Consider the following 10,792-nt stretch of genomic DNA (forward strand, 5'->3'; position numbering starts at 1 on the left):
GCTCTGTTATGTTCTGCCGACTCAACGGGTCAGGAAAATCACGCTCGATACCATCAGGTTGCCGTGAGCCAGCTCGCCATTGGGCAGCCGCCCCTGCTCGCCGAAGGTAAAGGGGGTGATAAAGGGGATCTTGCCGAGACGAGCCTGGCTCTGCTCGACAAATTGGCACAACATATCACCTAGCGCCAAACGGCAACCAGCACAAAAGATGATGAGAGCGCCGATAGGCTGCAATTCCACATCGACCCCATACCCTGGCTCGACGCGCATGGCATTGAGGCTGCGCTGCAACAACCCTTCCTGACTGCTGTACATCAACAGCAGACGCTCCCCTTGCACCACATCGGTAAAGAGCCGCAACCCGCCCTGTTCGGTCACAGCTTCAGGATGGGAAAGTTTGTAGTAAGGAATGCCATCCAGCGCTCCCACCTGACGAGCCAGCGGGGTGAGCGTGGTCTCCCGCAAAATCGCCCCCACCGGCCAGGGCTGCTCGCGCCCGCACCAGCGGGCATAGACCTCGGCGGCAGGCTGATGATCGATGGTGAGTACCTCCCGCCCGTTGCAGGTGGTGATCTCGCCGCTGAATTCGGCAGGCACATAACCGGAGTGAAACTGAAAAGCCAGCTGGCAATCGGGATAGAGCACCGCCAGACCGATGCCATCCTGACTCACCGCCTCATCCCAGCAGAGCTGCCAGTCACCGCTGACACTGCTATCTGCCGCGGATCCACCGACCACCGGCACCGAGGCACCGAGTTCGGCCTCGATACCGGCCAGCAGCCCCTCCTCCTTGCCGGGACTGGCGTGAAACAGGATCAACTGGGGCAGCTCGCCCGGTCGACCACAGTCGCTCATGGCTCGGCGCAGCAACTGCCGCACATCCACCCCGTCACCGCTGGCACCGGCTACCCCGAATGCCCCTTTCTCATCGTACAGAGCAGCAACGGCCAGCCCATATCCGTCTCGGGTGTGGTGTCCCATCTCGGTCATGACTCCACCGCAAGAGCTGCACCCAAGCAGTCGGGTCGTCGGGAACTGGCGTTTGAGCGCGTCGCGCAGTATCGCCCCCTCATGGGCTTGGGTAAAATAGAGTAACAGCAGGGAGGGGGCCTGATCGGCATGGTGGCGCAGCTGCGCGCAGATATCTTGGGCCGCCAGCGATGAATTCTGGGCGAGGGAGTGAACGGTCAGAAATTTCAACACCATCTCCTTGTTTTATCGAATGGCAGCCTCAAGCAAAAATCATACCTTTATCAAACAATTATCTCGCTTCGCTTGCTAACATAGCGGTCAACTGAGACCAATGACAGGACGCCCATATGTGGCAAAAAAACATCAATGACTTCGATCGGGTCGTTGCCATCGGTGGTGGCCACGGCATGGGACGAGTGCTTTCGTCCCTCTCGTTTCTCGGTCAACGGCTCACCGGCATCGTCACCACCACAGATGATGGCGGCTCGACCGGACGCCTGCGCAAGAGTCAGGAGTGCATCGCCTGGGGCGATCTGCGCAACTGCCTGAACCAGCTGGTGACCGATCCCAGCATCGGCAGCCTGTTGTTCGAGTACCGCTTCGCCGGCAAAGGCGAGCTGGCGGGCCACAACCTTGGCAACCTGATGCTGCTGGCGCTCGATAATCTCTGTGTCCGTCCTCTTGATGCTATCAAGCTGATCAGTGACATGCTCAAAATCGAGTCACAATTGCTACCCATGTCTGAATTTCCCACCGATCTCTGCGCCCATATGGAGTGTGGCACCCAGATCCTGGGAGAGGTATCCATCGATCAACTGGCAACCCCTCCCCTCTCCCTCGGCCTGATGCCGGAGGTGCAAGCGACCCGGGAAGCTGTGCTGGCATTGCAGCAGGCGGACATGATCATTCTGGGGCCGGGCAGTTTTCTCACTTCCATCATGCCACCACTGCTGCTGGCCGAGATCGCCCAGGCCATCAACGAGAGCAGCGCCATGCTGGTTTTCGTCTGCAATCTGGTGGCGGAAAACGGCCCTGCCAGTCAGCTGGATCTGATGAGTCAGTGTCGCTGGCTGGAATCCCGGGTCGGTCAGGGTCGGCTGGATGCCATCCTGGCCCCACAAGGCGCGGGTGATGCGGGGGACTGGCAAGGGCGAGTGATCGAAGCCGAGCTGGGCGAGCTTGAGCTGCCCCATCGGCACGATCGGTTGAAGCTGAAACTGGCGCTGGACCGGATCATCCAGCAACTGCTCAACCAGCGTTAGGCAACGGTCACGGCGCTCCGGCATCCCTGCATAGCGCCGCCGTTACTGATAATCGGCAAGAAACGCCAGCACCCGGGGCAAGGAGGCCTCCAGCAGTTGCAACTGGCGCTCTGCCTCGGCCACATCCGCCTGCTTGCTGGCCATCTCCAGCGCCATCACCTGCTGATAACTCGGCATGGCGCCATAGCTGCCACAGGATGATTTCATGCTGTGCGCTACCCGAGCCAACGCCTCCCACTCCCCCTGCTCATAGAGGGGTCTGAGCTGACTCAGCTGCTCGCCCACCTCTTCAATAAAGACTGCGATGACCACGGGCAGCATATCCGGACCGATATCCTCTGCCAGCTGCTGCAACACCTTGCGATCCACCCACTCCATGCGAGGCTCCTCCTGAACGGTATTCAAACAGACCATACTATAGATAGTTTTCGATGTCGTGGCTCACGGCCAGGCAGTGATGAAGCACCCGATTGGATGGCTCAGGGAATAAAGTGGCAAAAAATGTGATCAGTATCGAAATAGCGATGCTGAAATGCACGTCAAGACAACAACTTGATTGCCACAAATTAACAATTGATCAACACTCAATGCCGTCAGAGTGATGATGCTCAGCAACACCTCTCATCCCTTTTGCCTTTTATGGCTGCTGCGAAGAACCAGGGTAGGTATCTACCCTGGTATTTTTTTATCTTGCTCAAGCACGACCTGGTTGGTCGCCACCCGCTCCCCCATGCGAAACAGATTGAATTCGCCGGGCGCCATTTTGACCCAATTCTCATTGCCGGTCAGCGGACGGGTGGTGATCAGGGTGACCACATCGTTGGGGGTGGTCTCCCTTTGAAAGTCGATCACCACCTCCTCATCCAGCAGGCTCGCCTCGCCAAAGGGCGCACAGCGAGTCAGCCAGTGCAGGTTGTTGCTGCAGTAGCTCATCACATACTCCCCGTCCGAGAGCAGCATGTTGAACACTCCGAACGCTCTGAGCTCGTCACACAGGGTGGCGAGATAGCGAAACATGGCAGGAAAGTTGGCCGGACGCTTGGGATATTTTTGCTCCAGCCTGTCGAGCAGCCAGCAGAAGGCGTGCTCGCTGTCGGTATCCCCCACCGGCCGGTGGCGGCCGGTGGGCAGCTTCTTGTAGCCGGTGAGTTGACCGTTGTGGGCGAAGGTCCAGTAACGGCCCCACAGCTCACGGGTAAAGGGGTGGGTATTTTCCAGTGACACGCAGCCACGGTTGGCCTGCCGAATGTGGCTGACCACAGCGCAGCTCTTGATGGGCAGCGCCTGTACCAGTCTGGCGATGGGAGATTGGGCGCTGGGCTCGGGATCCTTGAAGGTGCGAAAGCCCTTCCCCTCGTAGAAGGTGATCCCCCAGCCATCCTTGTGGGGCCCGGTCTTGCCGCCGCGCAGCATCAACCCGGTAAAGCTGAAGCAGATATCGGTCGGCACATTGGCACTCATGCCGAGCAGTTCGCACATATCCGGCAGACTCCTTTCATGATTTGGCTTGTGTCATGTTCGACCAGCACGCTGGTTCGACAGACAGCAAGGGAAGGCGCAATCCCTTCCCCTGTGACTGGCAACAACCGGCCGATGGCGAACCATGCTACCGGCGTTGCCCTTGTCTGGTGACGATGGCCTGATTACTTGGCCATCTCTTTTTCGACCAGCTGGATCAGGATGTGGATCACCTTGATGTGCACTTCCTGAATACGGTCGGCATAGCCAAAGTGCGGCACGCGGATCTCGACATCCGCCAGACCCGCCATCTTGCCGCCATCCTTGCCGGTCAGGGCGATCACTTTCATGCCTTTGGCGCGGGCAGCCTCGATGGCTTTCAGGATATTGCCGGAGTTGCCGCTGGTGGAGATGCCAAGCAGCACGTCGCCACGGCGGCCGACCGCTTCTACGTAGCGGGAGAAGACATAGTCATAGCCAAAGTCGTTGGAGACGCAGGAGAGGTGGCTCGGATCGGAGATGGCGATACCGGCATAACCCGGGCGGTTCTCGCGGTAACGACCGGTCAGCTCTTCGGCAAAGTGCATGGCATCACAGTGGGAGCCACCGTTGCCACAAGAGAGCACCTTGCCCTCTTCCTTGAAAGAGTCAGCCAGCAGTTTGGCGGCCGCTTCGATGTTTTTCAGGTTCTGCTCATCAGCCAGGAAGGCCTGCAGCACGCTGGCAGCTTCGGTCAGTTCATTGCGGATCAATTCTTGGTACATGATGTCTCTTCCACTGTTTTTAGTGTGCGTGTAGATCGCGGCTATTCTCGCACAAGCGAATCGCACAGTCGCCCCCCTGCGAGCCACAGCGCTGGCGGCGCGTGAGCGTTATGGGGATCACAGAGAGAAGGTAATGAAGATGTAAACAGCTTGATAACTTTGTGCGTATGAATTACAACAGGGGCCATATCCAACAGGTCAGACCTCTGGATCAGTTACGCCACGTTGGCAACCTAACCACGCAAGGAGCAAGCAATGACGACGACCCTCACTCTGCTCGGGGTGATCCTGGTTATCGGAGCCCTGGCCTATCGCCGGGCATCCCTGTTCATCTCCACCCTGGTCACCGGCGCCGCCCTGGTGCTTGGCGCCATCTATGGTCATGTGCCCTTGCTGGTATGGGCGCTGTTCGCGGTGATCGCCATCCCGCTCAATCTGGTGGAATTTCGCCGCAATCAAATAACCAAGCCGCTGTTCAAGATCTACAAATCGATCATGCCGGAGATGTCCCGCACCGAGAAAGAGGCGATTGAAGCGGGCACCACTTGGTGGGAAGCCGATCTGTTCGCGGGCAACCCGGACTGGAAAAAGCTGCACGCCATTCCGGTCAGCGCCCTCTCTGCCGAAGAGCAGGCCTTTATGGATGGCCCGGTCGAGGAAGTGTGCCGCATGGTGAGCGACTGGGAAGTGACCCACGAGCGCGCGGACCTCTCCCCCGAGGTGTGGCAATACCTGAAGGACAACAAGTTCTTCGCCATGATCATCAAGAAGAAATATGGCGGTCTGGAGTTCTCTGCCTACGCCCAGTCCTGTGTCCTGCAAAAGCTGTGCGGTGCCAGCGCCGTGCTCGCCTCCACCGTTGGCGTGCCCAACTCGCTGGGCCCGGGCGAACTGCTGCAACACTATGGTACCGACGAGCAGAAGGATTACTACCTGCCCCGTCTGGCGGTAGGTAAAGAGATCCCCTGCTTCGCCCTGACCAGCCCGGAAGCGGGTTCTGATGCCGGCTCCATCCCCGACTTCGGTATCGTCTGCAAGGGCGAGTGGGAAGGAAAAGAGGTGCTCGGTATGCGCCTCACCTGGAACAAGCGCTACATCACGCTCGCCCCTATTGCTACCGTGCTGGGTCTCGCCTTCAAACTGCGTGATCCGGAACACCTGCTGGGCGAAGAGGAAGAGCTCGGCATCACCTGCGCGCTGATCCCCACTCACATCAAGGGTGTCGGCATTGGCCGTCGCCACTTCCCGCTCAACGTGCCGTTCCAGAACGGTCCGACCCAGGGCAAGGATGTGTTCGTCCCGCTCGATTTCATCATCGGTGGCCCGGCCATGGCCGGTCAGGGCTGGCGCATGCTGGTCGAGTGTCTGTCGGTCGGTCGCGGCATCACCTTGCCCTCCAACAGCACTGGCGGCGTCAAGATGCTGGCCCTGGCAAGCGGCGCATATAGCCGCATCCGTCGCCAGTTCAAACTGCCCATCGGCAAGATGGAAGGGATTGAAGAGCCGCTGGCCCGCATCGGCGGCAACGCCTACATCATGGGCGCCGCAGCCAACCTGACCGTGACCGGCATCGACCTTGGCGAGAAGCCCTCGGTCATCTCCGCCATCGTCAAATACCACCTCACCGACCGTGCCCAGAAGTGCATCATCGATGCCATGGACATCCACGGCGGCAAGGCCATCTGCATGGGCCCCAACAACTATCTGGCCCGTGGCTATCAGGGTGCCCCCATCGCCGTTACGGTGGAAGGGGCCAACATCCTGACCCGCAGCATGATCATCTACGGTCAGGGCGCTATCCGCTGCCACCCGTATGTACTGCCGGAGATGCTGGCCGCCAGCCACCCCGACAAGGAGCAGGCGCTGAAGGATTTTGACAAGGCGGTATTCAGCCACGTCGGCTTTGCCATCAGCAACCTGGTACGCAGCTTCTGGCTCGGTATCACCGGCGCCCGCTTTGCCGCGGCACCGTACAAGGATCAGACCAAGGGCTACTACCAGCAGCTCTTCCGCCTCTCGGCCAACCTGGCGTTCCTGTCAGACATGGCGATGGGCACCCTGGGTGGCGAGCTCAAGCGCAAGGAGCGGGTCTCCGCCCGTCTTGGCGACGTGCTGAGCCAGCTCTATCTGGCCTCCAGCGCCCTCAAGCGCTATCAGGACGAGGGACGCCAGCAGGCCGATCTGCCGCTGCTGCACTGGGCACTGCAAGATGCCATGTTCAAGGCTCAAGAGGCGATCGACGAGCTGCTGCGCAACTTCCCGAACCGCTGGATTGGCCTTGCCCTGCGTGCCGTGGTGCTGCCGCTGGGCCGTGACCTGAACCGTCCGTGCGACAAGCTGGACCAGCAAGTGGCCCGTCTGCTGCAAACCCCGAGCGAGACCCGCAGCCGCCTGGCCAAGGGCCAGTATCTGACCCGCGAAGAGGGCAACCCGTTCGGTCTGCTGGAGCAGGCGCTCGATGACGTACTGGCCGCCGAGCCGCTGTTCGAGAAAGTCTGCAAGAGCGATGGTATCAAGCGTCCCTTCATGGCGCTGGACAAGGTGGCCGACATCGGCCTGGCCGCTGGTGTACTGACCCAGAGCGAAGCCGAGCTGCTGCGCCGCGCCGAGGTAAGTCGCCTGCGCACCATCAACGTCGATGATTTTGACCCCATCGATCTGGTGGCCAACAAGAAGCTGTTTGAAGCCTCCGCTTACCATCACGCGGCCTGATAACCAGCTATCGACAACGCCTCCCTTGTGGAGGCGTTTTTTATGGGCGCTCACCACTATTCACGGCCCGAACAGCCACCACTTGCACTCACAGCTCCCCCGACCAGCTGCAGCCCCCGTGTGGTCAGCCGGGAAAAAAGGCACAATAGCCGACAAATCGAATCACCAAGGAAGCCAAGATGACCCTTGAGCACCTGATCCTGTGGCGCCGCGACCTGCACCGCCTGCCGGAAGCGGCCTGGAAAGAGTTTCGCACCACCAGCCTGATTGCCCACCACCTGAGCGAGCTCGGTTATCGCATCGTGCTCGGCGACAAACTGCTGGCCAGCAATCTGATGATGGGCCGTGATGTGGATGTGGCGGCCGAGAAGGCTCGCGCCCGCCGTCAGGGGGCCCATCCCGACTGGCTGGAGCGGATTGGCGATGTCACCGGGCTGATGGGGGAGCTGGATACCGGCCGTCCCGGCCCGACCCTGGCCTTTCGCTTCGACATCGATGCGGTGGAAGTGGAAGAGTCCGACGCCGAACAGCACCAGCCGCAGCAAGAGGGTTTTGCCTCCCACAACAAGGGGTGGATGCACGCCTGTGCCCACGATGGCCACACCGCCATCGGTATGGGGCTAGCCAGCCAGTTGATGGCGATGAAAGAGCAGTTGTGCGGTCGCATCAAGCTCTTCTTCCAACCCGCCGAAGAGGGGTGCCGCGGTGGCAAGGCGCTGGCAGCCGGTGGCGCACTCGATGACGTGGATGCCCTGCTTTCGCTCCATATCGGTATTCACGCTGGCAGCGGCGAGCTGGTGATCAACCCCACCGAGTTTCTCTGCTCCACCAAGTTCGACGTCCACTTTATGGGCACCGCTGCTCACGCCGGGCTCGAGCCCAATGCCGGCAGCAATGCGCTGGCCGCCGCCTGCATGGCCACCACCGCCATGCTCGGCATTCCCCGCCACCGCGATGGCATGACCCGCATCAACGTCGGCCAGCTTCACGCTGGCAGCGGCCGCAACGTCATCCCCGATCATGCAGAGCTGCGCGGTGAAACCCGCGGCGCCGATAGCACGCTCAACGACTACATGTTCAGTCAGGTACAGCGCATCGTCGAAGGGACTGCCCTCGCCCACGGTGTCACCTATCGCATCATCAAGCAGGGTGAGGCCATTGCCCTCGACAACAGCCCGGCACTGCAGGCCGAGCTGGCGGCGCTGGCCCGCAAGCAGGGACTCGCCACCATCCAGACTCGCCGCTTTGGCGCCAGCGAAGATGCCGGTTTTCTGATGGAGCGGGTGCAAAAGCAGGGGGGCGAAGCGGCTTACCTCATCCTGGGGGCCGATCTGGCGGCGCCGCACCATCACAACGAATTCGATTTCGATGAGCGGGTGATGCAAAGCGGGGTAGAGCTACTGGCCGCCTGGGCCCGTGCACGACTGGGTGTGGCAGAAGCAGCCCTCTCTTGATATCCCCTCGGCAAGCTCACCGGCTAACGGGATCAAAAAAAGGCGCCTAGGCGCCTTTTTTCTGCAAGAAAAACCTGAGCACTACTCGCGGTGCTTGCGATGCACATCGGGGCGACCACCGGTCACGCTATCGGCTCTCCCCTCCTCTTTGGCCTTCTCGGCCCGCTTTTTGCGCATCTCGCGGGGATCGGCGATGAGCGGGCGGTAGATCTCGATACGATCGCCGTCGTGCAGCGGCTCGCTCCCTTTCACCGGGCGGCTGTAGATACCGAACTTGTTGACCGCCAGATCGATCTCGGGGTGTTTTTGTACGATGCCGGACTGCTCGATGGCTGCCAGCACGCAGGTCTCGGGCGCCACCCGCAGGGCAATCACCGTCTGCTGCTGCGGCAAGGCATAGACAACCTCGATGTTGAGCTGGTCAGACACCGTAGACCTCCTTCGCCCGGTTGGAGAAGGCGGAGACCATGGAGCTCACCAGATCGCGGAACACCTGACCAAATGCCACCTCGATAAGCTTGGAGGTAAACTCGAAATCGAGATCAAACTCCACCTTGCAGGCATCCACATCGAGCGGGGTAAAGGTCCACCAGCCCGCCAGCTTGCGGAACGGGCCATCCACCAGCTCCATCCTGATCTGACGGTTCACATCCAGCTGATTGCGGGTAGTAAAGGTCTTGGCAATCCCCGCCTTGGCCACATCGACCGACGCCATCATGTAGTCATCGCCAGCCTCGTGGACACGGCTGCCGACACAGCCGGGCAAAAACTGCGGATAGGCATCCACATCGTTAACCAACTTGAACATCTGTTCTGCACTGAACATCACCAGGGCACTGCGCGTAATTCGGGGCATGGCTTTTCCTCATCCAATCAGCGCGATTTTATCACCATGTTTGGGGTTGTGGAGGTAAAACCTCAGCCAAACCGCTCAGAAAGCCACCACTTGACCTGCTGCGCGTTTTACAGCCGCCCCTGCCTACGTATAATACGAGCCTCCTAGTCATTGCCGGAAATCGCCCGTCATGAGCAAAAAAAACAGTAAAAACAAAGCCGGGTCCAGCACCATTGCACTCAACAGAACCGCGCGCCACGAATACTTCATCGAAGAGAAGATCGAAGCGGGTCTGTCCCTGCAAGGGTGGGAAGTCAAATCCCTGCGGGCGGGCAAGGCCAACATCAGCGAAGCCTATGTCATCTTCCGCGATGGCGAGGCCTATCTGTTCGGCTCCAGCTTCCTGCCACTGCAAGCGGCCTCCAGCCATGTGGTATGTGACCCGACCCGCACCCGCAAACTGCTGCTGAGCCGTCGTGAACTCGACAAGCTCGAAAGCCTGATCGCCCGTCAGGGCTACACCATAGTTCCCCTCGCCCTCTACTGGAAACAGTGCTGGGTCAAGGTCGAGATCGGCCTGGTTAAGGGCAAGAAAGAGCACGACAAGCGCGAAGATACCAAGGCCCGCGAATGGGATCGGGAAAAAGCCCGCATCATGAAGAACAAGCATCGCGGCTAACCTGCGACTGGCAGGATCAGGACGCCGGTTCACCTTCCCCCGGCGCAGCTGGCCCTTCAAGCTCAGCTGCGTACAATAAATCGGCAAACAGACTGGTTGCCAGAGGGAATGGGTATCAACGCCTTGCTATGACAGCATTTTTGCGTACAATCGCAATTAACAACTTGGGGCTGATTCTGGATTCGACAAGATTCACGAAACCCAAGGTGCATGCCGAGGTGCGGTAGGCCTCGTTAATAAACCGCAAAAAAATAGTCGCAAACGACGAAAACTACGCACTAGCAGCTTAATAACCTGCATAGAGCCCTTCTACCCTAGCTTGCCTGTGTCCTAGGGAATCGGAAGGTCATCCTTCACAGGATCGTGTGGAAGTCCTGCTCGGGGCGGAAGCATTAAAACCAATCGAGCTAGTCAATTCGTGGCGTGTCTCTCCGCAGCGGGTTGGCGAATGTAAAGAGTGACTAAGCATGTAGTGCCAAGGATGTAGTAATTTTGGACGGGGGTTCAAATCCCCCCAGCTCCACCAAACGTTTGGAAAGGGCCACCTCGAAAGAGGTGGCCCTTTTTATTTGTCCATGTCCATGTTGTTTACCGATATCAAACTGGTTGGATTTTTTTCCAATATCCCCCTTGAACTAACCTTTGGCAAAAAAATC

General features: G+C 59.4%; 10 protein-coding genes and 1 other RNA gene. 5 read left to right on the forward strand and 6 right to left on the reverse strand.

All coding sequences use genetic code 11. The features are described 5' to 3' along the window. Positions 1-21: 21 nt before the first annotated feature. Positions 22-1,206, reverse strand: a complete 1,185-nt coding sequence (locus I6L34_RS03675) for an FIST signal transduction protein (RefSeq protein ID WP_216955687.1) — start codon at positions 1,204-1,206, stop codon at positions 22-24. 113 nt (positions 1,207-1,319) lie between these two features. On the opposite strand from I6L34_RS03675, the gene yvcK reads away from it, so the two are divergent. Next, on the forward strand, positions 1,320-2,234 hold the full coding sequence (gene yvcK, locus I6L34_RS03680) for a uridine diphosphate-N-acetylglucosamine-binding protein YvcK (RefSeq protein ID WP_005334480.1): 915 nt from the start codon (positions 1,320-1,322) through the stop codon (positions 2,232-2,234). A gap of 42 nt (positions 2,235-2,276) precedes the next feature. Here yvcK and I6L34_RS03685 read toward each other — a convergent pair whose 3' ends face one another. From I6L34_RS03685 to lpcA, 3 genes are all read right to left on the reverse strand, one after another. Continuing rightward, a complete protein-coding gene (locus tag I6L34_RS03685) occupies positions 2,277-2,612 on the reverse strand; it encodes an Hpt domain-containing protein (RefSeq protein ID WP_194495832.1) in 336 nt (111 codons plus the stop codon). 291 nt (positions 2,613-2,903) lie between these two features. Further along, entirely contained in the window at positions 2,904-3,713 is an 810-nt protein-coding gene (locus I6L34_RS03690) for a class II glutamine amidotransferase (RefSeq protein WP_194495833.1), read from the reverse strand. A 164-nt stretch (positions 3,714-3,877) separates the two neighbouring features. Next, positions 3,878-4,456: a D-sedoheptulose 7-phosphate isomerase gene (gene lpcA, locus I6L34_RS03695; protein WP_005334485.1), complete on the reverse strand. Its 579-nt coding sequence runs from the start codon at positions 4,454-4,456 to the stop codon at positions 3,878-3,880. Positions 4,457-4,711: 255 nt separating this feature from the next. On the opposite strand from lpcA, the gene fadE reads away from it, so the two are divergent. Both fadE and I6L34_RS03705 read left to right on the forward strand, forming a co-directional pair. Then, entirely contained in the window at positions 4,712-7,168 is a 2,457-nt protein-coding gene (fadE, locus tag I6L34_RS03700; protein ID WP_216955691.1) for an acyl-CoA dehydrogenase FadE, read from the forward strand. 179 nt (positions 7,169-7,347) lie between these two features. Continuing rightward, on the forward strand, positions 7,348-8,622 hold the full coding sequence (locus tag I6L34_RS03705) for an amidohydrolase (RefSeq protein WP_108588368.1): 1,275 nt from the start codon (positions 7,348-7,350) through the stop codon (positions 8,620-8,622). A gap of 81 nt (positions 8,623-8,703) precedes the next feature. Here I6L34_RS03705 and I6L34_RS03710 read toward each other — a convergent pair whose 3' ends face one another. Both I6L34_RS03710 and I6L34_RS03715 read right to left on the reverse strand, forming a co-directional pair. Further along, positions 8,704-9,051 (reverse strand): RnfH family protein, encoded by a 348-nt coding sequence (locus tag I6L34_RS03710; RefSeq protein ID WP_005353535.1) that lies wholly within the window; start codon positions 9,049-9,051, stop codon positions 8,704-8,706. After that, positions 9,044-9,478, reverse strand: a complete 435-nt coding sequence (locus tag I6L34_RS03715) for an SRPBCC family protein (protein WP_005334496.1) — start codon at positions 9,476-9,478, stop codon at positions 9,044-9,046. The genes I6L34_RS03710 and I6L34_RS03715 overlap by 8 nt, the downstream gene beginning before the upstream one ends. A gap of 169 nt (positions 9,479-9,647) precedes the next feature. Here I6L34_RS03715 and smpB point away from each other — a divergent pair, with 169 nt between their 5' ends. Further along, positions 9,648-10,136, forward strand: coding sequence for an SsrA-binding protein SmpB (gene smpB / locus I6L34_RS03720; RefSeq protein WP_005334498.1), 489 nt, complete (start codon positions 9,648-9,650; stop codon positions 10,134-10,136). Positions 10,137-10,302: 166 nt separating this feature from the next. Next, positions 10,303-10,662: a transfer-messenger RNA gene (ssrA, locus tag I6L34_RS03725) on the forward strand. The last annotated feature ends 130 nt before the right edge of the window (positions 10,663-10,792 follow it).

The organism is Aeromonas sp. FDAARGOS 1404, from assembly GCF_019047085.1.
Taxonomy (GTDB): domain Bacteria; phylum Pseudomonadota; class Gammaproteobacteria; order Enterobacterales; family Aeromonadaceae; genus Aeromonas; species Aeromonas veronii.

What these genes read in the sequence shown, in the direction of transcription:
- I6L34_RS03685 (WP_194495832.1), bottom strand. Translation starts at nt 2,612, where the DNA reads ATGGAGTGGGTGGATCGCAAGGTGTTGCAGCAGCTGGCAGAGGATATC.
- I6L34_RS03705 (WP_108588368.1), top strand. Translation starts at nt 7,348, where the DNA reads ATGACCCTTGAGCACCTGATCCTGTGGCGCCGCGACCTGCACCGCCTG.
- lpcA (WP_005334485.1), bottom strand. Translation starts at nt 4,456, where the DNA reads ATGTACCAAGAATTGATCCGCAATGAACTGACCGAAGCTGCCAGCGTG.
- yvcK (WP_005334480.1), top strand. Translation starts at nt 1,320, where the DNA reads ATGTGGCAAAAAAACATCAATGACTTCGATCGGGTCGTTGCCATCGGT.
- I6L34_RS03715 (WP_005334496.1), bottom strand. Translation starts at nt 9,478, where the DNA reads ATGCCCCGAATTACGCGCAGTGCCCTGGTGATGTTCAGTGCAGAACAG.
- fadE (WP_216955691.1), top strand. Translation starts at nt 4,712, where the DNA reads ATGACGACGACCCTCACTCTGCTCGGGGTGATCCTGGTTATCGGAGCC.
- smpB (WP_005334498.1), top strand. Translation starts at nt 9,648, where the DNA reads ATGAGCAAAAAAAACAGTAAAAACAAAGCCGGGTCCAGCACCATTGCA.
- I6L34_RS03675 (WP_216955687.1), bottom strand. Translation starts at nt 1,206, where the DNA reads ATGGTGTTGAAATTTCTGACCGTTCACTCCCTCGCCCAGAATTCATCG.
- I6L34_RS03690 (WP_194495833.1), bottom strand. Translation starts at nt 3,713, where the DNA reads ATGTGCGAACTGCTCGGCATGAGTGCCAATGTGCCGACCGATATCTGC.